This is a genomic window from Blautia massiliensis (ex Durand et al. 2017) (assembly GCF_001487165.1).
Taxonomy (GTDB): Bacteria; Bacillota; Clostridia; order Lachnospirales; family Lachnospiraceae; genus Blautia_A; species Blautia_A fusiformis.
On record NZ_LN913006.1, the window covers coordinates 251511 to 275663 of the forward strand.

At 45.9% G+C, this 24153-nt stretch carries 23 protein-coding genes; 17 read left to right on the forward strand and 6 right to left on the reverse strand.

Annotation, left to right across the window (positions count from 1 at the left end; genetic code table 11):
- The first annotated feature begins 3 nt into the window (after positions 1-3).
- Positions 4-753, forward strand: coding sequence for a triose-phosphate isomerase (gene tpiA, locus BN3261_RS02210; RefSeq protein ID WP_021977259.1), 750 nt, complete (start codon positions 4-6; stop codon positions 751-753).
- A gap of 115 nt (positions 754-868) precedes the next feature.
- Here tpiA and BN3261_RS02215 read toward each other — a convergent pair whose 3' ends face one another.
- The gene (locus BN3261_RS02215; RefSeq protein ID WP_059085363.1) at positions 869-1147 is read right to left on the reverse strand and encodes a helix-turn-helix domain-containing protein; all 279 of its coding nucleotides are present in this window, start codon (positions 1145-1147) and stop codon (positions 869-871) included.
- Positions 1148-1248: 101 nt separating this feature from the next.
- On the opposite strand from BN3261_RS02215, the gene BN3261_RS02220 reads away from it, so the two are divergent.
- The 7 genes from BN3261_RS02220 to BN3261_RS02250 all read left to right on the forward strand — a co-directional run bounded on the left by BN3261_RS02220 (position 1249) and on the right by BN3261_RS02250 (position 9628).
- Positions 1249-1470, forward strand: a complete 222-nt coding sequence (locus BN3261_RS02220) for a hypothetical protein (protein WP_021652279.1) — start codon at positions 1249-1251, stop codon at positions 1468-1470.
- Positions 1471-1653: 183 nt separating this feature from the next.
- A complete protein-coding gene (locus BN3261_RS02225; protein ID WP_059085364.1) occupies positions 1654-2772 on the forward strand; it encodes an Mbeg1-like protein in 1119 nt (372 codons plus the stop codon).
- Positions 2773-2825: 53 nt separating this feature from the next.
- The gene (locus BN3261_RS02230) at positions 2826-4121 is read left to right on the forward strand and encodes a homoserine dehydrogenase (RefSeq protein ID WP_021652282.1); all 1296 of its coding nucleotides are present in this window, start codon (positions 2826-2828) and stop codon (positions 4119-4121) included.
- Between the two features lie 211 nt (positions 4122-4332).
- On the forward strand, positions 4333-5874 hold the full coding sequence (gpmI, locus tag BN3261_RS02235) for a 2,3-bisphosphoglycerate-independent phosphoglycerate mutase (RefSeq protein WP_059085365.1): 1542 nt from the start codon (positions 4333-4335) through the stop codon (positions 5872-5874).
- Positions 5875-6131: 257 nt separating this feature from the next.
- The gene (locus BN3261_RS02240) at positions 6132-7484 is read left to right on the forward strand and encodes an MATE family efflux transporter (RefSeq protein WP_059085366.1); all 1353 of its coding nucleotides are present in this window, start codon (positions 6132-6134) and stop codon (positions 7482-7484) included.
- A gap of 127 nt (positions 7485-7611) precedes the next feature.
- On the forward strand, positions 7612-9246 hold the full coding sequence (locus BN3261_RS02245) for a L,D-transpeptidase family protein (RefSeq protein ID WP_021652284.1): 1635 nt from the start codon (positions 7612-7614) through the stop codon (positions 9244-9246).
- 82 nt (positions 9247-9328) lie between these two features.
- A complete protein-coding gene (locus tag BN3261_RS02250) occupies positions 9329-9628 on the forward strand; it encodes a DUF3784 domain-containing protein (RefSeq protein WP_015527011.1) in 300 nt (99 codons plus the stop codon).
- Between the two features lie 106 nt (positions 9629-9734).
- On the opposite strand, the gene BN3261_RS02255 is transcribed toward BN3261_RS02250, so the two are convergent.
- Both BN3261_RS02255 and BN3261_RS02260 read right to left on the reverse strand, forming a co-directional pair.
- The gene (locus tag BN3261_RS02255; protein ID WP_044962002.1) at positions 9735-11093 is read right to left on the reverse strand and encodes an MATE family efflux transporter; all 1359 of its coding nucleotides are present in this window, start codon (positions 11091-11093) and stop codon (positions 9735-9737) included.
- Positions 11094-11095: 2 nt separating this feature from the next.
- A complete protein-coding gene (locus tag BN3261_RS02260) occupies positions 11096-11716 on the reverse strand; it encodes an HAD family hydrolase (RefSeq protein WP_059085367.1) in 621 nt (206 codons plus the stop codon).
- A gap of 303 nt (positions 11717-12019) precedes the next feature.
- On the opposite strand from BN3261_RS02260, the gene sfsA reads away from it, so the two are divergent.
- Genes sfsA through BN3261_RS02275 form a run of 3 tightly spaced genes read left to right on the forward strand, consistent with a single transcriptional unit; the run spans position 12020 to position 14781 of the window.
- Positions 12020-12700 (forward strand): DNA/RNA nuclease SfsA, encoded by a 681-nt coding sequence (gene sfsA / locus BN3261_RS02265; protein WP_044961964.1) that lies wholly within the window; start codon positions 12020-12022, stop codon positions 12698-12700.
- 12 nt (positions 12701-12712) lie between these two features.
- Positions 12713-13768 carry an A/G-specific adenine glycosylase gene (mutY, locus tag BN3261_RS02270; RefSeq protein ID WP_059085368.1) on the forward strand — a complete coding sequence of 352 codons (1056 nt, stop codon included), beginning with the start codon at positions 12713-12715 and terminating at the stop codon, positions 13766-13768.
- The gene (locus BN3261_RS02275) at positions 13765-14781 is read left to right on the forward strand and encodes a glycosyltransferase family 2 protein (RefSeq protein WP_059085369.1); all 1017 of its coding nucleotides are present in this window, start codon (positions 13765-13767) and stop codon (positions 14779-14781) included. The genes mutY and BN3261_RS02275 overlap by 4 nt, the downstream gene beginning before the upstream one ends.
- 25 nt (positions 14782-14806) lie before the next feature.
- Here BN3261_RS02275 and BN3261_RS02280 read toward each other — a convergent pair whose 3' ends face one another.
- Complete coding sequence (locus tag BN3261_RS02280; protein WP_059085370.1) at positions 14807-15496, reverse strand: phosphatase PAP2 family protein; 690 nt, start codon at positions 15494-15496, stop codon at positions 14807-14809.
- A 73-nt stretch (positions 15497-15569) separates the two neighbouring features.
- Positions 15570-16502, reverse strand: a complete 933-nt coding sequence (locus tag BN3261_RS02285) for a diacylglycerol/lipid kinase family protein (RefSeq protein WP_059085371.1) — start codon at positions 16500-16502, stop codon at positions 15570-15572.
- 180 nt (positions 16503-16682) lie between these two features.
- On the opposite strand from BN3261_RS02285, the gene BN3261_RS02290 reads away from it, so the two are divergent.
- The 6 genes from BN3261_RS02290 (at position 16683) to BN3261_RS02315 (ending at position 22967) form a co-directional block, all read left to right on the forward strand.
- Positions 16683-17357: a response regulator transcription factor gene (locus BN3261_RS02290; protein WP_059085372.1), complete on the forward strand. Its 675-nt coding sequence runs from the start codon at positions 16683-16685 to the stop codon at positions 17355-17357.
- 154 nt (positions 17358-17511) lie between these two features.
- A complete protein-coding gene (locus BN3261_RS02295; protein ID WP_021652294.1) occupies positions 17512-19707 on the forward strand; it encodes a DNA topoisomerase III in 2196 nt (731 codons plus the stop codon).
- Between the two features lie 48 nt (positions 19708-19755).
- Positions 19756-20202: a DUF6483 family protein gene (locus tag BN3261_RS02300; protein ID WP_015527020.1), complete on the forward strand. Its 447-nt coding sequence runs from the start codon at positions 19756-19758 to the stop codon at positions 20200-20202.
- Positions 20202-20873, forward strand: a complete 672-nt coding sequence (locus BN3261_RS02305) for a YkgJ family cysteine cluster protein (protein WP_021652295.1) — start codon at positions 20202-20204, stop codon at positions 20871-20873. Before BN3261_RS02300 ends, BN3261_RS02305 begins: the two co-directional genes overlap by 1 nt.
- A gap of 79 nt (positions 20874-20952) precedes the next feature.
- Positions 20953-21852, forward strand: a complete 900-nt coding sequence (locus BN3261_RS02310) for a LysR family transcriptional regulator (protein ID WP_015527022.1) — start codon at positions 20953-20955, stop codon at positions 21850-21852.
- Between the two features lie 326 nt (positions 21853-22178).
- Entirely contained in the window at positions 22179-22967 is a 789-nt protein-coding gene (locus BN3261_RS02315; protein ID WP_021652296.1) for a shikimate kinase, read from the forward strand.
- 141 nt (positions 22968-23108) lie between these two features.
- Here BN3261_RS02315 and BN3261_RS02320 read toward each other — a convergent pair whose 3' ends face one another.
- Positions 23109-24017, reverse strand: coding sequence for a LysR family transcriptional regulator (locus BN3261_RS02320; RefSeq protein ID WP_021652297.1), 909 nt, complete (start codon positions 24015-24017; stop codon positions 23109-23111).
- Positions 24018-24153 lie beyond the last annotated feature (136 nt).

The window sequence follows — 24153 nt, forward strand, 5'->3', positions numbered from 1 at the left end:
ACAATGGCAAGAAAGAAAATTATTGCTGGAAACTGGAAAATGAACATGACACCAAGCGAGGCTGTAAAGCTTGTTGAGACTTTAAAACCGCTTGTTGTTAACGATGAAGTTGACGTAGTATTCTGCGTACCGGCTATCGACATCATCCCTGTTGTTGAGGCAGCTAAAGGTTCTAACATCCAGGTTGGTGCTGAGAACATGTACTTCGAGGAGAAAGGCGCTTACACAGGTGAGATCGCTCCGGCTATGCTCGTAGATGCAGGCGTTAAGTACGTTGTACTTGGACACTCCGAGAGAAGAGAGTACTTCGGTGAGACAAACGAGGACGTTAACAAAAAAATGCTCAAAGCTTTCGAGCATGGCATCACACCGATCATGTGCTGTGGTGAGACACTTACTCAGAGAGAGCAGGGCGTAACAATGGACTTCATCCGTCAGCAGGTTAAGGTTGGATTCCAGGGTGTTACAGCTGATCAGGCTAAGACAGCAGTTATCGCTTACGAGCCGATCTGGGCTATCGGAACAGGTAAGACAGCTACAACAGAGCAGGCTCAGGAAGTTTGCGCTGATATCCGTAAATGCATCGCTGAGATCTATGATGATGCTACAGCAGCAGAGATCCGTATCCAGTACGGCGGATCTGTAAACGCTGCAACAGCTCCTGACTTATTCGCTCAGGCTGACATCGATGGCGGTCTTGTAGGCGGCGCTTCCCTGAAACCAGATTTCGGAAAGATCGTAAACTACAAATAAGATTCACTTAAAAAGGGGCTTCGGCCCCTTTTTTTATATCTTTAAAAAAAAAAACCAGAAAAACTCTCCCTGACACGGATAGCACAGCCAACAAAAAAGCTGCATCTGATCACAGTCAGAGAGAGTTTTTCTTATCTTCAGAGTAAGGATTGTTTTTCTCTGAAGCTTTTTCTGTATGTTCGTTCCTTTCGTCAGGCTCGGGAACGTGTTCCACAATGTCCTCGATCTTGCAGTGGAGAATGGAACACAGCCTGTCTATGGTATAAATTTCAACATTTTTATTTTTTCGAAGTCTGTCCAGAAGTGAACGGGTGATCTGGTAATGTTCATAAAGATCATACTGAGTGATTCCACGCTCCTTCATCGTGACCCAAAATCTGTCATATTTTATCATATATATATCCTGTCCGATTCATCCTTGAATTAATCTTATTATGAAGGTAAAATTGGAATCACAACAGTGTCCTTATATCGACACTACAGAAAGGAGAAGCAATGAGGAAGTTTTTTAAAATCTTAATTTCAGTGGTGATCACACTGTATTTTTCAGCTACCATGTTCTACTGCTTTGTGGCAGGAACACCGGATGACGGAAAAGGGGCAGTGATCTATATGATGTCAGCAGCAGGCCTGTCGATACTGTTTCCGGCTTTTACCTGCGGCTGCATTCATTACATCCTTTATCTCAGAAAAAAAATGGATGAAAGGAGCAAATGATCAGGATTTATGGTATGATAACAATAAATATCTGGCAGGGTATGTCGTTTCAGAAAACGGTTATCTGATAACGGCAGAAACGCATCAGATGGCTGTGCTGTGATGCAGCCGTTACGTATTATAATAGAAAGAAAGCCTGCAGCTGTGCGTAAGACGCTTATATGATCATTTGCGGAGGATTTTATGGGGAATATTCTGGATTATCTTGACTGGAGAGGAGATCTTACCTTTGAGCAGTCACCCTTTAATGAAGTTGACAATCTGATACTGGCGTGTTTTTCCTATCTTGATCTGGATGAGATGGCAGAAGTAAAAAACGGAAATACTCTTTCTGTAGAAGAACTCTTTGCGGCTTTTTCCAGACAGGAAATGAAGAAGGATCTGAAAGCAGAAAGTGCATTTCTGCAGAATACACCGGTGCTCCTTGAAAAAATGGCCTGTGCGGAGAGATTCCGGAAATGTACAGTAGGGGGCTTTGTCAATGAAATCATTTCCAGTCAGGCTCAGCAGTTTGCGGCAGTGACTATAGGACTGGATGATGGAACCACATATATTTCATTTCGTGGAACCGATGATACCATTGTGGGATGGAAGGAGGATTTTAACTTAAGCAACGGAGTTGTTCCTTCGCACAGAAAAGCGTTGGAATATCTGGAAACGCATGGAACTTATATACAGTCCATGCTGCGGATCGGCGGTCATTCCAAAGGAGGAAATCTGGCTATGTATGCAGCGATGCAGTGCAGTGACATCCTGCAGGAAAAGCTTCTTTCTGTCTATGATAATGATGGCCCGGGTTTTCCAGAAGGATTTTTCAGTCCCGGAAGAGTGGAAAGCGTTTTGCCAAAAGTCACCCGTATCATTCCCGAGGCATCTGTGATCGGTATGCTGCTCAGCCATCAGAAAGATCCGCGGATCGTAGCCAGTACACAGAAGGGAATCCTGCAGCATGATGCTTTTACCTGGGAGGTAATGGGGTCATCCTTTATAGAGAAAGAAAGTTTGACAAGAAGAGCTGCGGCGTCAAATCGAAGTCTTCATAAATGGATCGACCATATGGATAAAAAGCAGAGAGAGCATCTCATCGGGGAACTCTTTTCTGTGTTGGAAGCAACCGGAGCAGATACCATTTCCCAAATCCAGGAAGGTGGTCTGAAAAGTCTGGCTGCCATGGTGCGCCAGCTGGATAAACTGGAACCACAGTCAAAAGCTATGGTGCAGGAACTGATCACCGGACTTTTTGGCAGCTGGCTGGAATTGCTTCCTCTGCCGGAACTTGACAAAAAGCGTTTTCTGCCATAACATAGGAGTTACTCTGATAAAAATTGGAAAAAACGGAAAGGGGACATCAGAAAATGAACGAAAAAGTCGTAAATGCGGCCCTTCTTGGTCTCGGAACAGTAGGAACCGGTGTATATAAAGTGATCAAAAGCCAGGAGCAGGAAATGACAGCCAAGCTTGGATGCCAGGTAAAGATCACAAAGATCCTGGTGCGTAACCTTGAGAAAGCGTCCGGGAAGGTAGACGATCCTTCTGTTCTTACAACAGACTGGGCAGATATTGAGGGAGATCCTTCCATTGATATTGTGATCGAGCTGATCGGCGGGATCGAGCCGGCACGTACTTATATCCTTGCAGCACTGAAAGCCGGCAAGAACGTTGTAACTGCAAACAAGGATCTGATCGCAGTCCACGGAAAAGAGATCCTGGAAACTGCCAGGGCAGCGCAGAAGGATTTTCTGTTTGAGGCAGCAGTTGCCGGAGGAATCCCGATCATCAGCCCGTTGAAGAACAGTCTTGAGGCCAACCATGTAACGGAAGTTATGGGAATCGTAAACGGAACTACGAACTTTATCCTTACCAAGATGTCCCAGGAGGGAATGGAATTTTCAGATGCTCTTGCTCTTGCTACAGAACTTGGATATGCAGAGGCAGATCCTACTGCAGATATCGAGGGAATTGATGCTGGAAGAAAGGTTGCCATCCTTGCATCAGTTGCCTTTAATTCCAGAGTTACCCTTGATAATGTTCATATAGAAGGAATCACAAAGATCACGGCAAAGGATATCCGTTACGCAAAAGAAATGGGCTGCGAGATCAAGCTTCTGGGTGTTGCACGCTGTCAGGAGGACGGCGTTGAGGCCTATGTCTGCCCGATGCTGATCCCGGCAGAGCATCCCCTTGCATCCGTCAATGATTCTTATAATGCGGTTTTTGTACACGGAGATGCAGTAGGAGATACCATGTTCTACGGACGTGGAGCAGGTGAGCTTCCTACAGCAAGTGCGGTTGCCGGTGATGTATTTGAGGTAGTCCGTAATATGAAGGCAGATTGCTGCGGAAGAGTAGGCTGCACCTGCTATAAGACACTTCCGGTAAAAAATATGGCAGATACCCATAACCGTTATTTCCTCCGCCTGCAGGTAGAGGACCGCTGCGGTGTGCTGGCTGAAATCCTGGAGCATTTTGCAAAATATCAGGCAAGCGTGGCACAGATCATGCAGAAAGAAAGCAAGAGACCGGATACCGCAGAGGTTGTTGTGATCACCAAACTTGTAAGCGAGGGCGCTTTCTTTAAGGTTAAGGAAGAACTGGAAAACAGCGCATCTGTAAGAAAGATTTCTTCTATGATCCGTGTATACCAGAAATAATATCTTTCGCGTAAATTTACAGATCAGCCGTATCAGTTGTCGGGAAATTGAAAACAGACAAATTTTTGTCAAAGAAAACGTTGCAAAATTTCTGGATTTTGGTACTATATAAAATGGAAAACAAAAGAATCCTGAATGGTACAGAGGGTTTCAGAATCAGTGAAGAGCTGTGCCGGACAGATTTTCGATCAAAGATAAGAAGGGGAAAATTATGAGCAAAAAACCAACAGTTTTAATGATCCTTGATGGATACGGACTCAATGACAGACATGACGGAAATGCTGTATATGAGGCAAAAACACCGGTTATGGACGGACTCATGAAAGATTATCCGTTTGTAAAAGGCAATGCCAGCGGTCTTGCGGTAGGTCTTCCGGACGGACAGATGGGTAACTCCGAGGTTGGTCATATGAACATGGGCGCAGGCCGTATCGTATACCAGGAGCTTACAAGGATCACAAAAGAGATCCAGGACGGCGATTTCTTCAAGAATGAGGCACTTCTTACTGCTATGAAGAATGCAAAAGACAACGATTCCGCGATCCATTTTATGGGACTTCTTTCTGACGGTGGAGTACACAGCCACAATACACATCTCTACGGACTTCTTGAGATGGCAAAGAGAGAGGGACTCAAGAAAGTTTACGTACACTGCTTCCTGGATGGACGTGACACACCGCCTGCATCCGGTAAAGAGTTTGTAGAGCAGCTGGAAGCTAAAATGAAAGAGATCGGCGTTGGTGAGATCGGTGTGATCTCCGGACGTTATTATGCAATGGATCGTGATAACCGCTGGGATCGTGTTGAGCTTGCATATAAAGCTCTTACACAGGGCGAAGGCGTAAAGGGAACAGATGCTGCAGCAGCAGTTCAGGCTTCCTATGATGATGACAAGACAGATGAATTTGTGCTTCCGACTGTTATCGAGAAGGACGGCAAACCGGTTGCAACTATTTCCGATAAGGATTCCGTTGTATTCTTCAACTTCCGTCCGGACCGTGCAAGAGAGATCACAAGAGCTTTCTGTGATGACGATTTTAAGGGCTTTGAGAGAGCAAAGAGACTGGATACCACATTCGTATGCTTCACAGAGTATGATGATACCATCCAGAATAAGCTGGTAGCATTCCACAAGGTTCTTCTTCACAATACCTTCGGTGAGTACCTTGCAGCTCACGATATGACACAGGCACGTATCGCCGAGACAGAGAAATATGCACATGTTACATTCTTCTTCAACGGTGGTGTTGAGGAGCCAAACAAAGGAGAGGACAGAATCCTTGTAAAATCCCCGAAGGTTCCGACCTACGATATGCAGCCGGAGATGAGTGCACCGGAGGTTTGTGAAAAGCTTGTAGAGGCGATCAAATCTGACAAATATGATGTGATCATCATCAACTTTGCGAACCCGGATATGGTTGGCCATACAGGTGTTGAGGCAGCTGCGATCAAGGCTGTTGAGACTGTTGATGCGTGTGTTGGTAAGGCTGTAGAGGCAATCAAAGAGGTTGACGGACAGCTCTTTATCTGCGCTGACCATGGTAACGCAGAGCAGCTTGTAAATTATGAAACAGGTGAGCCATGGACAGCTCATACAACTAATCCGGTACCGTTTATCCTTGTAAACGCAGATCCGAAATACACACTTCGTGAGAACGGATGTCTTGCAGATATCGTTCCGACTCTGATCCAGCTTATGGGTATGGAGCAGCCGAAGGAAATGACAGGAGAGTCTCTTCTTGTTGAGAAATAAATAAGATTCACGGAATCCCGGCAGATTTTTACGGATCTGCCGGGATTTTTTCATCCGATTGTTTCTGTTTTCACACATGAAAAAAAATTTCAAAATCATCTTGTAAAATCATTCCATTTCAACTATAATCCCTCTGATACATAAAAACAGGTAACTTTTGAGCAACTGTAAAGTTACAGAAAGAATAATAAAAAGAATAACAAAAAGCAGCACAAAGTTTAGGAACGATCAAATTAAATGGGGGGAAAAAAGATTTCATGAAAACAGACATGACACAGGGAAAACCGGTAAAAGTGCTCCTGGGATTTACGATCCCGGTATTTATTGGTAATGTATTTCAGCAGTTCTACAATATGGTAGATGCGGTGGTTGTAGGAAAATTTGTAGGAACAAAGGCACTGGCGGCAGTTGGCTCAACAGGAACTATCATCTTTTTGATCATAGGCTTTCTTCTGGGACTTACTGCCGGTTTTACCGTACTGACTGCACAGAAGTACGGTGCGGGAAAAATGGATGAGATGCGTCAGACCGTGGGCAATGCACTGATCCTGACAGCGCTGGTCTCGGCAGTGATGACAGCAGTCAGCATGACAGGTATGCATGCACTTCTGAAATTTATGCATACGCCGGATGATATTTTCAAGGATGCATATGCTTACGTTATGATCATCTGCGGAGGGATTTTTGCCCAGGCATTATATAATATCCTGGCCAGTATCCTCCGTGCACTGGGAAACAGTAAGGTACCACTGTATTTTCTGATCTTATCTGCAATGCTGAATATTGTGCTTGACCTTGTATTTATCATCGTGTTTAAGCTGGGAGCGCCTGGAGCAGCCTGGGCTACCATTATTTCCCAGGGAGTTTCAGGAGTCTTATGTCTGGTATATATCTGGAAGTTTGTGCCGGAGCTCCGTATGAAAAAAGAAGACTGGTATTTCAGACGTAACCTCGCAGCCAAGCAGATCGGTGTGGGAATCCCAATGGGACTGCAGTATTCCATTACGGCGATCGGAACCATGATGGTACAGTCAGCCTTAAATATGCTTGGCTCTTATGCGGTGGCGGCGTTTACAGCAGGAAGTAAGATCGAGCAGATCTTCACCCAGGCATATGTGGCACAGGGAACTGCCAGCGCTACCTACAATGCACAGAATATCGGAGCCGGAAAACTTGAGAGAGTGCGGGAAGGCTTCCGGGCTTCGCATTTTATAGGAATTGTATATTCTGTTGTTGTTGGCAGTTTTCTGTTCTTTGCGGGAAAATATTTTGCATATCTGTTTATCTCAGATAACATTGAAGAAGTGCTTCCTATGGTAGCAATCTATGTAAAATGTGTGGCACTGTTTTTTATTCCTCTGTATTTTGTCAATGTACTGCGAAACGGGATCCAGGGAATGGGATATGGTCTTCTTCCTATGATGGCCGGTGTGGCTGAGCTTGCAGGAAGAGGGATCACCGCTACCGTTGCAGCCGGAAAAAGCAGCTATATCGGTACCTGTCTTGCAAGTCCGGTGGCCTGGATCTTTGCGTCAGTGCTCCTTTGGGTAATGTATTTCTATGTTATGAAAGATATGGCGCGGAAGCTGTACGGTACAAATAAGTTATAAAAAAACCGTGAAATGAGATGCAATTTCCGGAAAGTATGATATAATGAAAAAGCTGGTGAGTAAGACCAGAAAGTATCAATGGAAAGATGCCTTTTTTGAAGGCACATGAACATAGAGGTGAATAAATATGAGCAACGATGAAAAGAGGGATATCGAGGACAGGATCAATGATGCCATGGCAAAGATCGTCAGTGATACTGCAGGAGAGCCTCAGCCTGAAAATAAAAATAACAGATCAGCTGCTCACAAGTCGGCACGACCTTCGAAATCAGCAAGGCCAAGGAAGATCACCTACGTACCTATCGATGAATCTGAATTTGAACCTATCGTTATACCCGAAAAGAAAAAGCATAAGGCACTGAAGGTAACCGGAATGATCGCCGCCATGGTTTTGGTAGTGGCAGGCTGTGCATATGCAGGAGTATCTTATTATTACACCAGTCATTTCTTTGAGGGCACAACGATTAACGGGATCGACAGCTCCAACAGGACTGCATATGAGGTTGAGCAGGAGATCGCAAAAAAAATGGAAGGCTATTCCATCCAGGTAAAGGCCAGAGATCAGGAACCGCAGACGATAGAAGGAACGGATATCAGTTATCGTTATATATCCAGTGGTGAAGTTCTGAAGCTTTTGAAAGCGCAGAAGCCCTATGAATGGGTGAGAGGATTTTTTGAAAAGACGACTTACACAGCCAGTGAGCAGACAGCTTTTGACAAGTCAAAGCTGGAGTCAGAAGTGAAAGCACTGAACTGTGCCCAGAAAGAGAATCAGGTAGCACCGGAGAATGCGTACGTAAGCTTTAATGATTCCGAGTTTACGATCGTGCCGGAGACAGTGGGAAGTGAACTGAAGGTAAAAGAAGCCTATCAGATGATCAGTGATGCTATCAGCAGCGATGACGGGGAAGTAGATCTTGGCAGTAACCCGGATGCTTATGTGAAAGCAGATGTGACCAGCGACAGTGCAGATCTGCAGGCAACGGTGGATGCATATAATAACTTTGCGAGGGCAAGCATCACCTACACATTTGGAGATGAGACAGTAACACTTGATGGAAGCACCATCAAGAACTGGCTGCAGTTTGACGAAAAGGGCCAGCTGATCCAGGATGATGCATCCTTCAAACAGCATATCGTGGATTATGTGGCACAGCTTGCAGCGGATCATGATACAGTAGGTACAGAGCGTCAGTTCCAGACAACAAGCGGAAGAACTGTTTCGGTTTCCGGTTCTGCATATGGCTGGAAGATCGATCAGGACGGAGAGGTGGCACAGCTTACCCAGGAGATCCAGTCCGGAGCTCAGACGACCAGAGAGCCGGTTTATTCCATGAGAGCCAATTCTTATGGTGTGAATGATCTGGGAAATACCTACATTGAAGTGGACCTTACAGAACAGTATATGTGGTATTATCAGGATGGAAATGTGATCTTTGAATCAGATATCGTATCCGGACTTGCAAGTGATCCCAAGAGAAAAACACCTCCTGGAATCTTCACCTTGTACTATAAGAAGAGCCCGGATGTGTTACGTGGCACCAAGAAACCAGACGGAACCTATTCCTATGAACAGCCGGTAACCTACTGGATGCCGTTTAACGGAGGCATTGGATTCCATGATGCAGACTGGCAGCCGTATTTTGGAGGCGATCGGTATCTAACCGGAGGTTCCCACGGCTGTATCAATATGCCGCCGGATAAAGCGGGAGAGCTTTACAACATTATCCAGTATAATGTTCCGATCGTCTGTTTCTATTGATCGGAGCTGTAGTCAAAAAACAAACAGGAGCCAGCCGGTGATCCGGTGTGTGGCTCCTGTTCTTTAGCAGGAGGAAAACATTATGTTTGATCAGTCATTCAGCTTTATACTTACAATCGCAGCACTGGTAGTAGGATTTATGCTTTTTACCGGACACGGTTCCTTTTTTATGAAAGGCGGAAACACACAGGCCAGAGCCCAGAAGTATGATGAGAAAAAAATGGAAAAAGTTTCAGGAATCTGTCTGATACTTATCGGAGTGGCTACAGGAGTTGACGCATTCACCACAAGTGTAGCAGCAAAGATCGCCTATGTAGTAATTCTGTTTGTGATACTTGCGGTATTTCTGTTTGTACTCAGAACAAAATGTATCAAAAAATGATCAGAAGTATCAGAACTATCCTTTAGGTAAAAAAGCAGAACTCCCCGTGAAACGGTAACCTGTCTGATCAGGCTCCGGTATCCGCGGGGAGTTTTTCTGTCTGTATTTAGTTTAATTTCGTTCGGCTGGTCTGCCGGAATGTCAGAGTAAAGATGATTCCCTTTACGATAGAAGTAAGGGAAAGTGCCCACCAGATACCATTGAGTCCCATTCCCGCATGAGTCAGCAGCATGGCAAGCGGGATTCTGGCCCCTGTCAGGATAATACTGATGATACTGCAGAGCTTGGTCATACCAAGGCCGGACAGTGCACCGATGGTCATCAGCTCAATGGCCATGAAAGCCTCACAGAAGCCGATGATGATCAGGTAATTTACAGAAATCCCAAGGGATTCCGGATCATGGAAAAACAGTCCGGAGATCGGGCGTGGGAGCAGCACAAAGGCTGCAGTTATGATAAGGCCCCAGATTGTCAGGATACCAAAGGAAATACGGTAGCCCTGGCGGATGCGGTCGTATTTTTTTGCACCGAAATTCTGTGCGGTAAAAGCATTTAAGGCAGAGGCAAAGCCGTCCGCGGTGTTCCAGGAAACGGATTCGATCTGTCCGCCCACACGTTGGACAGCAATGGCAGCAGCACCGAAGGCGGAAACCATTCTGGTCAGTACCATGGAGATCATACAGTAGAGCATGCTCTGGATAGCGGTTGGAAAACCAATGCGGAAGATATTTTTATAAAATTTTCCCGGAAAACGTGAAAAAAGATGAAGTTCACGAAGTACATTTGTTTCCAGCCCGGAAGTAAAGATCCGGAAAACCAGCACTGCAAAAACCAGAAACTGTGCAGTTACTGTGGCAATGGCAGCACCTAACGTTTCAAGCCGTGGAAAAGGTCCAATGCCAAGGATCAGGAGCGGATCCAGGAGCATATTTCCCACAAGTCCAAGAAAATTGGCCATCAGCGGAGATCTGGAATCTCCCTGGGCTGTAAAAAGTCCGGTGAGAGTCAGGTTCAGGAAGGAAAAAATGATCAGTCCGCAGGTGATCAGCATATAAGATCTGGCAGAAGAATATGCTTCCGGGTCTGTCAGATTAAAAAATCCGATCAGAGGATCAAGAAATATAATACTTGCTGCAGAAAATAAGAGACCGAAGAGAATGGTCATCTGCAGGGCACTGGCCGCGTAGGAACGTGCCTCTTTATAATCCTTCCGGCCGCAGGACTGTGCTGTGTTTACCTGTCCGCCCATTCTCGGAAGGGCTACCAGTCCCTGGGAAAGCCACACATACATGCCGCCCACACCGACACCGGCAACTGCCTTGGAGCCCAGAAGCCCGATCCAGGCCATATCTGTGATATTATAGGCAGTTCCAAGAAGGGAAGATGCCATGATAGGAAGAGCAAGCTCTGAAAGCGTTTTCAGGATCGGACCGGAAGTAAGGTCTATGGATTTTGATCTTTTCATACTCATCTGCATATCTCCGTAAGGTCAAAAGGCCTGGTGATCCGGTAATCCGGTTTATCCACCTGACCGAAACCGTATTCAGCAAAGATAAAAGGAACTCCTGCTTTCCGGCAGGCATTAAAGTCTCCTATAGTATCACCGATATAAACCGGATCGGAAAGATTATTATTCTCGCGGATCTTCATGATATTTTCCGCTTTGGCCATGCCGGTGTCACCGGGACAGAGATGGCCCTTGAAATAGTGTCCGAAGCCTGTGGATTTCAGGAACACTTCAATATATCCGGCCTGGCAGTTACTGACGATAAAAAGAGGAAAACGGCTGGAAAGAATCTTCAGTGTTTCCTCAAGATCCGGATACAGCGGAGCACATTTGCGAAGCAGTGCCTCGTGCTCTGCCTGGCAGCAGCCGTCGATGATACGAAGCTGTTCTGCTTCCGGAAGCTCAGGGAAAAGAGCCTTTGCGATATCCGGCAGCAGCTGGCCGAAAAGCCCCATCAGTCGTTTGGCGCTTACATCGGTATCCATGTGCTCCGTATGGATAAGGTAATCACTCCAGGCCTCAGCTACGATCCCGGTGGAATCCCAGAGCGTACCGTCAACATCAAAAATAATACTGTCCATCAGAAAAACCTCCCCAAAAAACTATGATATGTAAAAAAAGCAACCCTTTGTACTGGACATAGTACAAAACAAGTTACTGTTCACTCCGTTCTCAGCAATACGCTTCGCGATGCACAGAATTTATGTTAATCGCATAAATTCGCGCGGTATGTCTCGGGTTTTCTGTGGCCTTCGCTCACAAAAAACACCTCGCGGAATATTACCAGTGAACAGTTATCAAAATAATTCTATATGAGAAAAGAAAAAAAAGCAACTGCGCTTTTGAAGATTTTATGTTATAGTAAGGGTTACGAGGGAAAAACTATGAATTATAAGAATACGATCAGAGGTATATTCAAAGACAGGCCGAACCGTTTTATCGCTCATGTGCAGATCGGGGATCAGCTGGAAACGGTCCATGTGAAGAATACAGGCAGATGCCGGGAACTTCTTGTTCCGGAAGCAGAAGTGATCCTGGAAAAGAGTGATAATCCTGCCAGGAAAACGAAATACGATCTGATCAGTGTGAACAAGGAGGGCCGCTGGATCAATATGGATTCCCAGGCCCCGAATAAAGCAGCAGAAGAGTGGGTGGCGGCCGGAAATCTTTTTCCGGAGAAAGTGACTGTCAGGAGAGAAAAGACATACGGAAATTCCCGTTTTGACCTGTATGTGGAATCCGGGAAGCGAAAGGCTTTTATCGAGGTAAAAGGCGTCACTCTGGAAGAAAATAATATCGTGCGCTTTCCGGACGCACCTACAGAACGGGGGATCAAGCATCTCTGTGAGCTGATGCATGCAGCAGCTGACGGCTATGAGGCGTATCTTCTTCTGGTGATCCAGATGAAGGGTGTAAGGTATTTTGAACCAAATCGGGAGACACATCCGGAATTTGGAGAGACACTTAAGGCGGCAGCAGATGCCGGTGTTCACATCCTGGCCTATGACTGTGCCGTCACGGAAGATTCCATGAAGATCTGTGATCCGATACCGGTAAGATTATAGAAAGGAAACGATATGCCTGAAAACATTGCAGAACCCCTTCTGAAATGGTACGATAAAAACAAAAGGATCCTGCCCTGGAGAGATAAAGACAATGCCTATTATACCTGGGTATCTGAGATCATGCTCCAGCAGACCCGAGTGGAAGCTGTGAAACCTTATTTTCAGCGCTTTATCCAGGAACTTCCGGATGTAGCAGCCCTTGCGGCGGCACCGGAAGAGAGGATCATCAAGCTGTGGGAAGGCCTTGGCTATTACAGCCGTGTCCGCAACATGCAGAAAGCGGCTGTTCAGGTCATGGAAGAATATGGAGGCAGGATCCCTGAGGATTTTGAGACACTTCTCTCGTTAAAAGGAATAGGAAGATATACGGCAGGTGCCATTGCGTCCATTGCCTACGGAAAGAAAGTCCCTGCAGTAGATGGAAATGTGCTGCGGGTATACGCAAGACTCACCGAAAACCGTGGAGATATCATGAAACAGTCTGTACGGAAATCGGTGGAAAATGATCTTACAGAGCAGATGTCTGAGGACAGACCAGGGGATTTCAACCAGGCTATGATGGAGCTGGGAGCTGTAGTCTGTGTTCCAAACGGAGCAGCAAAGTGCGAAGAATGCCCGCTGGGGCATTTTTGCCTTGCCAGAAAGCATGGAACTGTAGAAGAACTTCCCGTAAAAGCACCGAAGAAAGCCCGCACCATAGAACAGCGAACGGTCCTTGTGATCCAGGACGGAGCAGGTACAGCGATCCGTAAACGTCCGGATACAGGACTTCTGGCAGGCCTTTATGAACTTCCAAATGTGGAAGGACATCTGACGGAGAAGGCGGCACTTGCCCGGGTAAAAGCCATGGGACTGGAACCACTGCGGATCGAAGCACTGCCGGATGCGAAGCACATTTTTTCCCATATTGAATGGAGGATGTGTGCTTATCGTATCGCTGTATCCTCTCTGGAAGAAGCACCGCAGGGGGAGTTCCTGTTTGTGGATAAGAGAGAATCCGATAAAAAATATGCAATACCATCTGCGTTTCGCGCATACACCAGATATATGAAGGAGGAAAACTCATGAAACTTTTGAGCGTAGCAATACCATGCTATAATTCAGAGGCTTATATGTCAAAATGCATCAATTCCCTGCTGATCGGAGGAGAGGAAGTGGAGATTATCATTGTAGATGATGGCTCCAGTGACCGTACTGCCGAGATCGCAGATGATTACGCCGAGAAATATCCAACTATCGTAAAAGCCATACATCAGGAAAATGGCGGCCATGGACAGGCAGTCAACACGGGAATCAAAAACGCAACAGGACTTTATTTCAAGGTTGTGGACAGTGATGACTGGGTAAATCAGGACGCCTACTATGAGGTCCTGAAAACACTTTATGAACTGACACGTGGGGCTGAGACCGTGGATCTTCTCATCAGTAATTTCGTTTATGAGAAGCAGGGAGCTACCCGCAAAAAGATCATGCAGTACAGACACTGTTTTCCGACAAACCAGATTTTCGGATGGGATGAGGTACGCCACATGAAAAAAGGCCAGTATCTCCTTATGCATTCCATGATATACCGTACAAAACTTCTCCATGACTGTGGAATGGAGCTTCCGAAACATACGTTCTACGTAGATAACCTGTTTGCGTTTGAGCCGCTTCCCTATGTAAAAAATCTCTATTATCTGGATGTAAATTTCTATCGATATTTTATTGGAAGAGATGATCAGTCTGTCAATGAGAAAGTGATGATCAAGCGTATCGATCAGCAGATCCGTGTAAACAAACTGATGGTGGACGCCTATCTGAAGGCTAATGTGAGCAACCGCAGACTTCGTGCTTATATGTTCAGCTATCTGGATATCATCACAACCGTTTCTTCGATCATGCTGGTAAGAGCTGCAACGCAGGAATGCCTGGATAAAAAACAGGAGCTGCAGGATTACATCAAAGACCAGAATATGGGACTGTACCGGAAGCTTCGGAGAAGTCTCTTCGGAAGAGTGTCCAATCTTCCCGGAAAAGGTGGAAGAAAGATGTTTGTGGCAGCCTATAAGATCTGTCAGAAGTTTTATGGATTTAATTAAAAAAAGCCCCCAACGGGGCTTTTTTTTATAAATTCTGTTCCGGCTTCTTCTTACGCATATGGGATAGAGAACGCTGTTCCTCGTAATCATCCACTCTCTGTGGATAGAACAGGAGATGTCCGAACAGTGCCAGTGTGGTGCCAAGACATACATCGATCACAGAATGCTGCTTGATAAACATGGTGGACAGGATGATCAGAACAGAAAGGATCAGAGCTCCTCGCTGAAGCCATTTCCTGTCTTTTAGTGCCTGGCAGTGATGAATGGCAAAATAAACAGCCAGGGAATTAAATACATGGATACTTGGCAGGATATTGGTGGGAGTATCTGTCCGATAGATCTCAGCCACCAGTCGTGTAAAGATGTTGCTTCTGGGGAATACCGCAGGGCGGAGATACTGAACGTTCGGATAGATGTAGGAAACAACAAGGAAAACCGTCATTCCCATCATCAGGTTGAAGATCAGCTGGAAATATTCCTTTTTATTCTTATTGCGAAACAGGAAATACACAACCGTCATTATCACATATGGAAACCATAAAAGGTACGGAATAATAAAAATCTCGCAGAACGGGATCATATCATCAAAAACAGTATGTACAATATGGTAGGCTCGTACAGGCCGCTGCTCCAGATATCCAAACAGGATAAGATAGGCAACGAAATAGATAGCTATGATAAAACCGTGCCTGTATTTTTTTATTTTACTCAACATTTTGCCGCTCCTTTTCTTGAGGTATAGCTGGTGTCAGCCTTAAGCTTCTTTTTTGTTAAGTATCTACCTGCTACTATAACACAGGCATTATGATTTTTAAAGGTTTCTTTTCAATGGTCACAGAAAATTCACGCTGGATTCCGCCGGATTCTCCGTCTTTATGCACAGGAAGGGAATGGGCACTTGTAATATGTACGTTCCTGCACTGTAAAATATGTACACCGCGAATGCGGGTATGTTTTCCCCAGAGAGCGCTCGGCAGGCAGAACAGCATTTTCAGCTTGGAGATTCCTTCAATAACGATCACATCCAGTAAACCATCCTCCGGACTGGCGTTTGGACAGAATTTAAAGCCTCCGCCTTCATATTTCTGGTTCATTACAGCCGCAAACCAAGTCCTGCTGAAGGTTTGTGGCTTGTTCCCGTCAAGTGTTATCGTGACCGGGGACGGAGTAAGGAAGAGAAATTGCTTCAGTGCCACCATAAGGTAGATGAGTTTACCCATATGGAGACGGTTGAGAAATTTTTTGCCAGGTGTGATCAGGACTTCCTGACAGATTGCCGCATCGTAGCCTATTCCTGCACTGATGCCGAAACGGTAGGAATGGCTGCCAAGGTGGAGAACAGGAACATCCATGAAAATGGTCCGTCTGTTCTCAAGAATAGAGCGAAGCGCTTCAAAAGGATCAAAGGGCAGGCCCATACTGCGGCAGAAATCGTTGCCGGACCCGACCGGGATAAATCCGAAAACAACCGAAGACAGATCAATGATCCCGGTAAGTACTTCGTAAATAGTGCCGTCACCGCCTACTGTTACCAGAGTTACCGGGTCCTCCGGTGTTCCGGCAGTACTGATCCTTCGTGCCAGTACTGTGGCGTGTCCCACATATTCTGTGAGAAAATACTGATATGAGATCCCCTGACTTTCCATGATGCTGCGAAGCCGGTTCCAGACATTACGTCCCTCACCGGATCTTGAATTGGGATTCACAATAAAAGAATACATAATAAAAAACCTCCAAACAACTCTCTGCTTTATCATAACATTGACGTTCGGCTTTTACAAATTAAAATTTCTTAAGGATTTCTATATTTTACATAAACTTAACCTTTTTTCTATGTTGGATTTTACGAATGCACTTTATACTTGCACGTATCAGATGAAAAATGAAGCTGGAGGAAAATTATGATATATCTTGTGGAAGATGATGAAAGTATCCGTGAACTTGTTGTATATACATTAAACAGTCAGGGTCTGGAGGCACAGGGTTTTGAACGGCCATCACTTTTCTGGAAAGCGCTAGAAAAAGAACTGCCTTCACTGGTGCTTCTGGACATTATGCTTCCGGAGGAAGACGGACTGTCTATTTTAAAAAAAATCCGTATCCGTCCGGATGTGCGGAAACTTCCGGTGATCATGCTTACTGCAAAAGGAAGTGAGTTTGATACCGTGGTAGGTCTGGACAGAGGTGCAGATGATTACATTCCGAAGCCGTTCCGCATGATGGAACTGATCTCCAGGGTACGTGCCCTTCTTCGGAGATCAGAGGACAATGGCGCAGAGGAGTATCGTATGGAAAATCTTTATGTATGTCCGGGAAGACATGAGGTAACTGTTGATCAGGAGCCTGTGAATCTGACACTGAAAGAATACGAGATGCTTTGTCTCCTTCTGAAAAACAGTGGTACGGTTCTTTCCAGAACACAGCTTTTAAATCAGATCTGGGGATATGAATTCGACGGGGAGAGCAGAACCGTAGATGTACATATCCGTACCCTTCGCCAGAAGCTTGGCCCGGCAGGAGATCTGGTGGAAACAGTTCGTGGAGTGGGCTATAAGATCAGCGGAAAATGTGCATGAACAGCTGCTGAGAGTAATATGAAAGTAAAGAGCATTTCGACGGAAAAAGGCTTCGGCCCTTTTCTGGACGAAGTGCTTTTTTCATGCTATAATAGTTGAACCCCGGAGCCATTAGGAAACAGGCTCCAAAGAGTAAGAGGTGAAAGAAAAAAATATGAAATCATTAGTAATTGCGGAGAAGCCATCCGTTGCCAGAGACATTGCCAGAGTCCTCCACTGCAGTCAGAAGGGGAACGGAACCCTGGAAGGAAAAGACTATGTAGTGACCTGGGCCCTGGGACATCTGGTAACACTGGCAGATCCGGAAGAATACGATAAAAAATATACCAAATGGGAGCTTTCCACGCTTCCCATGATGCCGGAGAAAATGAAACTGGTGGTGATACGCCAGACCTCCAAGCAGTACAATGCGGTGAAAACCCAGCTTTACAGGAAGGATATCGGGGAGATCATCATTGCCACAGATGCTGGACGTGAGGGAGAACTGGTAGCAAGATGGATCCTTGCAAAGGCAGACTGCCATAAACCTATTAAGCGTCTGTGGATCTCATCCGTAACGGACAAAGCAATCCGTGACGGCTTTGCCCACCTTAAAAACGGCCATGATTATGATGATCTTTACCGTGCGGCACAGGCCAGGGCGGAGGCGGACTGGCTGGTGGGAATGAACGGGACCAGAGCGCTGACCTGTAAATATAATGCCCAGCTTTCCTGCGGACGTGTGCAGACCCCCACCCTTGCCATGATCGCAAGAAGAGAGCAGGAAATCCGGGAATTTAAGCCGGAGGATTATTACGGGATCACTCTGCAGGCGGGAAATGTACGCTGGACCTGGCGTGACGGAAAAAGCGGAAGCCTCCGCACCTTTAAGAAGGAGCGTGCCCAGGAGATCCAGACAAAGGCAGGAAAAAGCAACCTTACCATAACAAAGGTTTCCAGAAAGCCGAAGAAGACCTATGCGCCGGGGCTTTATGACCTGACCACTCTTCAGAGAGAAGCCAATCAGAAATACGGCTTTTCTGCAAAGGAAACTCTGAATATCATGCAGAGGCTCTACGAGAATCACAAAGTCCTTACCTACCCAAGAACGGATTCCAGATATATAGGAAAAGATGTAGTTCCTACCATTAAAGAGCGTCTTCAGGCATGCGGGACAGGTCCTTATCGAAAACTTGCCGGTGCGCTGGTCAATAAACCGATCCAGACCAGTGCTGGCTTTGTGGATGACAAAAAAGTCAGTGACCATCATGCCATCATTCCTACAGAACAGTTTGTACAGCTGGATCATATGACCAACGAGGAACGGAAGATTTACGATATGGTAGTACGCCGTTTCCTGAGCGTGCTGTATCCGCCGGCTGTATATGAGCTGGTAAGCATGGAAGGAACTGCAGCAGGAGAAACTTTCGCTGCAAGCGGACGTATTGTAAAAAGTGCAGGGTGGAGAGAGGTTTATGAAGGCGGCTGGCAGGATGAGGATGAAGAGGAATCCGGTGATAAGCTGAAAGACCAGAAGCTTCCGGAGCTTACGGAAGGTCAGATACTTACTGTGGAAGGAGCAGCTCTTACAGCAGGCAAAACAAAACCACCGGCCAGATTTACAGAGGCCACACTTCTTGGTGCCATGGAAAATCCGGTTCATTTTATGGAAAGCCACGACAAAAAAGCGGCAAAAACCCTTGGTGAGACCGGTGGACTTGGAACGGTAGCCACAAGAGCGGACATCATCGAGAAGCTTTTCAACAGCTTTATGATGGAAAAAAGAGGCAATGAGATCTACATTACCTCCAAGGCGAAACAGCTTCTGGAGCTGGTTCCGGAAGAATTGAAAAAGCCGGAGCTTACCGCAGACTGGGAGATGAAGCTCAGTGATATTGCAAACGGAAAGCTCCGTCAGGATAAATTCCTCACAGGGATCCGTAAATATGCCTGTGAGATCGTAGATGAGATCAAAGGCGGACAGGGAACATTCCGCCATGACAATATGACAAACAAGAAGTGCCCTAACTGCGGCAAACATCTTCTGGCAGTCAACGGAAAGAATGCCAAAATGCTGGTGTGCGAGGACCGGGAATGCGGATACAGAGAGACAGTATCCAGGACCACCAATGCGCGCTGTCCGAAATGCCATAAGCGTATGGAGATGCTTCTGAAGGGAAAAGAAGAGACCTTTGTATGTCAGTGCGGCTATAAAGAAAAGCTTTCATCCTTCCAGGCAAGACGAGCCAAAGAGGGTGCAGGTGTGAATAAGCGTGATGTGCAGCGTTATCTTAAGAAACAGCAGAAAGAGGCCAATGAGCCGGTGAACAATGCATTTGCACAGGCGTTGTCAGGAATTAAACTGGATTAAATAAATTGCCTGTCCAGATATCCGGGGTTCGGATGAGCGGAGGACCGGATGCAGATACGTCGGTCGGAGAAATGTGTCTGGCAGAACAGGACAGCAGAAAGAGAGGAAAACGATTTGGGATTACAGGATGACAGAATGTCAGGAAATATTCAGGATATCGCAAGACTGATCACAAGACTTCTTCTTAAGGGAGATATGCCGCAGTATACACTTCCTGCAGCAGAGGCAGATTATACAGAGGCAGACCAGCTTTTTAAGAAGGTTATCGGACTTGCTGATGAGGGTGATATCAACGGAGCGGAAAATGAGCTTCTTATGAACATGGAGGAAGATGATCCAGATTATCTGGAGCTTGCCCTTACCTTTTATCTGCATCTCAATGATATGGACGTAGATTACCTGGATGATCACGATTATTCCAGGGAGGAGATCCTGGACGGGTTGAAAAGCCTGGCTGAGGACTGGGGAGTTACAGGACTGGAGGCACTTGTCTGATGCGGCGGGAGGTTACACTGGAGGAAATTTCCGACGGTCGTTTATACGAGGCAAATGACATGGTAAAGGCAGACTGTCAGGACTGTAAGGGCTGTTTTGACTGCTGTACGGGAATGGGAGATTCTGTTGTACTGGATCCGCTGGATGTATGGCGGTTAAGTCAGGGACTTCACTTAAGTGTGGACCAGCTGCTTGCCGGAAAAATAGAGCTTGGCGTCACAGACGGAAATATTCTGCCGCATCTTAGGATGACAGGGGCAGAGGAACGATGCGTATTTCTGAATAGCAACGGAAGATGCTCCATCCACAGCTTTCGTCCGGGCTTCTGCCGTTTGTTCCCGCTGGGAAGATACTATGAGGACGGGAGTTTTAAATACATCCTTCAGATCCACGAGTGCAAAAAGACCAGCCGCAGTAAGATCAAGGTCCGGAAATGGGTAGATACTCCGGATTTTCAAAATTACGAAAAATTTGTCTGTGACTGGCATTATTTTCTTCTGGATGTCCAGGCGGTTCTCTATGAGAGCGAGGACAGTGATCTGATCCGAAACCTGAACATGTATGTGGTGAACCAGTTTTACAGGAAGCCTTATGATGAGAAGCGGGATTTTTATGAGCAGTTTTATGAGAGACTTGCGGCGGGAAAAGAACTCCTGAGCCTTGGAGTGTGAAACAGACCAGGCAGCGAGGTGTCTGAGCTTACCTGCCTGAAAGTCTCTCGCGCGGAGGAAAGAAAGGATTTTTTGACATATGAACTTAAATCAGCTCACATATTTTGTGACTCTTGCCCAGATCGAAAATTATACCAGAGCAGCCAAGAGGCTGGATATAACCCAGCCAAGCCTGAGCCATGCGATCTCCAACCTTGAAAAGGAACTGCAGGTTCCACTTTTTGAGCGTCACGGAAGAAATGTGACCATGACCAAATACGGGGAAATGTTTCTGAAATATGTGCAGGACTCCTTACATATCCTGAATCTTGGTGTGGAGAGGATACAGGAAGCGGCAAGGATTCCGGGAGGAAGTATTTCCATCGGGTATATCCATACCCAGGGACGCAGATTTATCCCGGAGCTTGTCCGGGGGTTCCTTAATGAACAGGAGGGGAAGAAGATTGATTTCCGTTTTCAGAATGCAGCTACCGGAAGTCTGATCCGGGGTCTGAAGGAAGAGAAATTCGACGTGATCTTCTGTTCCCGGGCAGAGGGCGAGAAGGAGATCAGCTTTGTGCCGGTGTCAGAAGAAAAGCTGGTGGCTGTAGTGCCTGAGAACCATGCTCTTGCAGACCGAAATTCAGTGACCATAAAAGAGCTGGGGCAGTATCCGCAGGTGACCTTTACCCCTGCAAGCGGACTGTATTTTGTGATCCGGGAGCTTTTCGAAAAGGAAGGACTTTCACCGGAGACGGCCTTTGAGGTAGAAGAGGATGGTGCACTGGCAGGTATGGTGGCGGAGGAATTTGGTGTAGGCATTGTGCCGGATGTACCGGTGATCCATACACTTCCTGTGAAAATCTTAAATATTGAGAATCTGCACTGCCGTCGTTACATATACATGGGAATGATGAAAAACCGGTACCCAAGTGCGCTTGTGGAGCAGTTCCGGGATTATATATACAAGCATTACCGGATCTATGAAGTGATACAGTAGAATCTTGGTGATAAAATTTCTGTAAAAAATCTCTGCTTCTGTAAAAGGGCGGAGATTTTTTTGACACAGATCCTGGCGTGAATACTATAGCAATTCCATAAATTACTGCAAACAATTCAGTCCATCATAGCGTGAAGTCCGGCGTCGGATATCTTTGCCGTGCCTAAAAATTATAAAAATAATCTATAGATCACATGCGTAAATTCAATGAAAATTTGGGTTGAGATAAAAATGACCAGTTGGTATAATAAGGACAGATACTTGATTTAAAGTGATAAAGTGATGACGGAAATCCGTAATAAAATGAACGAAGTAAAGGAGATATTATGAACCAGTTAGAAGTATTAAGAGAAAGCCTTGGACAGTGCGATGAGATCATCCTGGACGCACTCCTTATGAGAAACAGGATCGTAGAGGACATCATGGTATACAAGGAAGCTAACGATCTTCCGGTACTTCAGCCGGAACAGGAGGCGAAGCAGAAAGGATGGCTGGAAGCCAGAATGGAAGGCAGACGTCATAAGAAAGAGGTCAATGATGTTTTTGCAAGCATCACACAGAACAGTAAAAGGATCCAGTCCAGAAATCTTTTCAATTATAATATCTTCCTGATCGGATTTATGGGAGCTGGTAAATCTACGATCTCCGATTATCTGAAGAATGTTCTTGCCATGGATGTTGTGGAGATGGATCAGTGTATCGTGGAGAGACAGGGAATGAGCATTTCCGATATCTTTGAGACTTACGGTGAAGAGTATTTCCGTGAGCTTGAGACAAATCTTCTGATCGAGATGCAGTCCAGATCTAATGTTGTAGTATCCTGTGGCGGTGGTGTTCCGATGCGGGAGCGCAATGTTACCGAGATGAAAAAAAATGGCCGTGTTGTACTTCTGACTGCAAAGCCGGAAACTATTCTGGAACGTGTAAAGGATAATCATGACCGTCCTTTACTTGAGAACAACAAAAATGTTTCATTTATCGCTGATCTGTTGGAAAAACGTCGCGCGAAATATGAGGCAGCAGCAGATATAGTTGTTGAGACAGACGGAAAGAGTGAGCTTGAGATCTGCGAGGAGCTGATCCACAGACTTCGTGAGGCAGAGGCAAATAAATAACTGCTGATCATAAAACAGAATAGTTTTACATATAAAAGGGACAGCTGTCCGATAAACCGTACAGAAACAGAACGGAGATCGGGCAGCTGTCCTTTATGATATAAAAGATCCGGACCATATATTTGCAGATGAACAGATCGTTTAATTGGTCTTATAAAAAATCTCCCTCGAGGTTTCCTCGATCACAAATTTTTTAAAGGCTTCCACGACCGGCGGATGGTATACATCCTTCAGCATGGCCATGTAGAAATTCCGCTGCCAGCTTGGAGAGACAAGGGGCAGGATCTTAAGGTTCAGAGAGTGAAGGATCGGGATATCCGGTGCAATGCAGATGCCGAAATCATTGGCAACAAATCCTGCGGCAACCTGATCCTCATCGATCTCAAAAGCCACATCCGGGTACTGACCGATGCTCTTAAATAACTGGTCAATGATCTGGCGGAGACCGCTTCTCTTCTTGAAGATGATCTGCTTGTATGGAAGCGTTTCTTCCAGATGAATCTCGGATTTCTCAGCAAGAGGATGTTCCGGCGGAACGATGACGACCAGATCCTGCTTGGCAACCGGAATAAATTCGATCAGTGGTTCGTCGTCAAATTTGGAACAGAAGCCGATATCGTATTTCTTTTCTTTCAGTCCGGTGAGGATATCGCCGGTAAGCACCTTATCGCAGAACAGATTGAAATGGATCTGTTTTCCCTTATTGGCATTAAGAAAGCTGCGGATGATCTTTGGCATAAAGTCAACACCCAGAGTTCTGAGAAAAGCCACATCGATCTGTCCTTCTCCCTTTCCTGCAAGCTGGAGACCGTTTACAGAGGAATCCAGCCGGTTCAGGGTTTGTTCCACATCCTCCAGAAAAGACTTGCCATATTTGGTGAGAGAAACATTCCGTCCGTTTTTTTCAAATAATTTCACTCCAAGCTCTTCCTCCAGAGAAGAGATCGCGTGACTTAGGCTGGGCTGTGTGATGGCCAGAACATCCGCAGCTTTTGTATAATGTTCCAGATGAGCCAGTGTCACGAAATAGCGAAGATGATACAGATTCATTTTTCAATACTCCTTTCGTAAGTTTATCTGAATGTTTTACTTCGAACAGATCCCCGGTAAGTCTGACAGACATAAGAGATTTGCCGGGCCGTATGCAGTGACGGCGGCAATACGGCTGAATATGTTTTATATAGTA

What these genes read in the sequence shown, in the direction of transcription:
- BN3261_RS02230 (WP_021652282.1), top strand. Translation starts at nt 2,826, where the DNA reads ATGAACGAAAAAGTCGTAAATGCGGCCCTTCTTGGTCTCGGAACAGTA.
- BN3261_RS02305 (WP_021652295.1), top strand. Translation starts at nt 20,202, where the DNA reads ATGCGGCGGGAGGTTACACTGGAGGAAATTTCCGACGGTCGTTTATAC.
- BN3261_RS02295 (WP_021652294.1), top strand. Translation starts at nt 17,512, where the DNA reads ATGAAATCATTAGTAATTGCGGAGAAGCCATCCGTTGCCAGAGACATT.
- BN3261_RS02300 (WP_015527020.1), top strand. Translation starts at nt 19,756, where the DNA reads ATGCAGATACGTCGGTCGGAGAAATGTGTCTGGCAGAACAGGACAGCA.
- BN3261_RS02240 (WP_059085366.1), top strand. Translation starts at nt 6,132, where the DNA reads ATGAAAACAGACATGACACAGGGAAAACCGGTAAAAGTGCTCCTGGGA.
- mutY (WP_059085368.1), top strand. Translation starts at nt 12,713, where the DNA reads ATGCCTGAAAACATTGCAGAACCCCTTCTGAAATGGTACGATAAAAAC.
- BN3261_RS02290 (WP_059085372.1), top strand. Translation starts at nt 16,683, where the DNA reads ATGATATATCTTGTGGAAGATGATGAAAGTATCCGTGAACTTGTTGTA.
- BN3261_RS02250 (WP_015527011.1), top strand. Translation starts at nt 9,329, where the DNA reads ATGTTTGATCAGTCATTCAGCTTTATACTTACAATCGCAGCACTGGTA.
- sfsA (WP_044961964.1), top strand. Translation starts at nt 12,020, where the DNA reads ATGAATTATAAGAATACGATCAGAGGTATATTCAAAGACAGGCCGAAC.
- BN3261_RS02310 (WP_015527022.1), top strand. Translation starts at nt 20,953, where the DNA reads ATGAACTTAAATCAGCTCACATATTTTGTGACTCTTGCCCAGATCGAA.
- BN3261_RS02280 (WP_059085370.1), bottom strand. Translation starts at nt 15,496, where the DNA reads ATGTTGAGTAAAATAAAAAAATACAGGCACGGTTTTATCATAGCTATC.
- BN3261_RS02245 (WP_021652284.1), top strand. Translation starts at nt 7,612, where the DNA reads ATGAGCAACGATGAAAAGAGGGATATCGAGGACAGGATCAATGATGCC.
- tpiA (WP_021977259.1), top strand. Translation starts at nt 4, where the DNA reads ATGGCAAGAAAGAAAATTATTGCTGGAAACTGGAAAATGAACATGACA.
- BN3261_RS02315 (WP_021652296.1), top strand. Translation starts at nt 22,179, where the DNA reads ATGAACCAGTTAGAAGTATTAAGAGAAAGCCTTGGACAGTGCGATGAG.
- BN3261_RS02225 (WP_059085364.1), top strand. Translation starts at nt 1,654, where the DNA reads ATGGGGAATATTCTGGATTATCTTGACTGGAGAGGAGATCTTACCTTT.
- gpmI (WP_059085365.1), top strand. Translation starts at nt 4,333, where the DNA reads ATGAGCAAAAAACCAACAGTTTTAATGATCCTTGATGGATACGGACTC.
- BN3261_RS02255 (WP_044962002.1), bottom strand. Translation starts at nt 11,093, where the DNA reads ATGAAAAGATCAAAATCCATAGACCTTACTTCCGGTCCGATCCTGAAA.
- BN3261_RS02285 (WP_059085371.1), bottom strand. Translation starts at nt 16,502, where the DNA reads ATGTATTCTTTTATTGTGAATCCCAATTCAAGATCCGGTGAGGGACGT.
- BN3261_RS02215 (WP_059085363.1), bottom strand. Translation starts at nt 1,147, where the DNA reads ATGATAAAATATGACAGATTTTGGGTCACGATGAAGGAGCGTGGAATC.
- BN3261_RS02220 (WP_021652279.1), top strand. Translation starts at nt 1,249, where the DNA reads ATGAGGAAGTTTTTTAAAATCTTAATTTCAGTGGTGATCACACTGTAT.
- BN3261_RS02320 (WP_021652297.1), bottom strand. Translation starts at nt 24,017, where the DNA reads ATGAATCTGTATCATCTTCGCTATTTCGTGACACTGGCTCATCTGGAA.
- BN3261_RS02260 (WP_059085367.1), bottom strand. Translation starts at nt 11,716, where the DNA reads ATGGACAGTATTATTTTTGATGTTGACGGTACGCTCTGGGATTCCACC.
- BN3261_RS02275 (WP_059085369.1), top strand. Translation starts at nt 13,765, where the DNA reads ATGAAACTTTTGAGCGTAGCAATACCATGCTATAATTCAGAGGCTTAT.